A 773-nucleotide genomic window follows, 5' to 3' on the forward strand; every position below is an offset into this window, starting at 1 on the left:
CCCGACCCGTCGGTGTTCGGCCAGGCCAAGGTCCTCACCGCCACCGTCACCGCCACCGCCCCCGGAGCCGGCACCCCCACCGGCACGGTGTCGTTCTTCGACGGCATCGTTCTTGTGGGCACCGCCACCCTGGACGCCGGCGGCACGGCCACCTTCACCACCTCCACCCTCGGCGTCGGCATCCACGCGCTGACCGCCGTCTACAGCGGAGACACCGCCTTCAACGGCTCCACCTCACTCATCGACCCCCAGACGGTCACCACGGCCGACACCACCACGGCGTTGACCTCCGTGCCCGACCCGTCGGTGTTCGGCCAGCCCAAGGTCCTCACCGCCACCGTCACCGCCACCGCCCCCGGAGCCGGCACCCCCACCGGCACTTCGACGGCGCGACCCTGTTGGGCACCGCCACCCTGGACGCCGGCGGCACGGCCACCTTCACCACCTCCACCCTCGGCGTCGGCACCCACGTGCTGACCGCCGTCTACAGCGGAGACACCGCCTTCAACGGCTCCACCTCGGCGGTGGACGCCCAGACGGTCACCACGGCCGACACCACCACGGCGTTGACGTCCCTGCCCGATCCGTCGGTGTTCGGCCAGGCCAAGGTGCTGACCGCCACCGTCACGGCGGTGGCTCCGGGTGCCGGCACCCCGACCGGCACGGTGTCGTTCTTCGACGGCGCGACCCTGTTGGGCACCGCCACCCTGGACGCCGGCGGCACGGCCACCTTCACCACCTCCGACCTCGACGTCGGCACCCACGTGCTGACC

The 773-nt window shown here is 72.6% G+C and carries 2 protein-coding genes; both read left to right on the forward strand.

Annotation, left to right across the window (positions count from 1 at the left end):
- Nucleotides 1-477 (forward strand): Ig-like domain-containing protein (locus OP86_RS38960; protein ID WP_167344251.1); only part of this gene is annotated, 477 nt, incomplete at its 5' end.
- On the forward strand, nt 399-773 hold a 375-nt coding region (locus OP86_RS37320), incomplete at its 3' end, for an Ig-like domain-containing protein (RefSeq protein WP_167344252.1). The genes OP86_RS38960 and OP86_RS37320, both read left to right, overlap by 79 nt.

The sequence above is a fragment of the Streptomyces novaecaesareae genome (assembly GCF_000716875.1).
Classification (GTDB): Bacteria; Actinomycetota; Actinomycetes; order Streptomycetales; family Streptomycetaceae; genus Kitasatospora; species Kitasatospora novaecaesareae.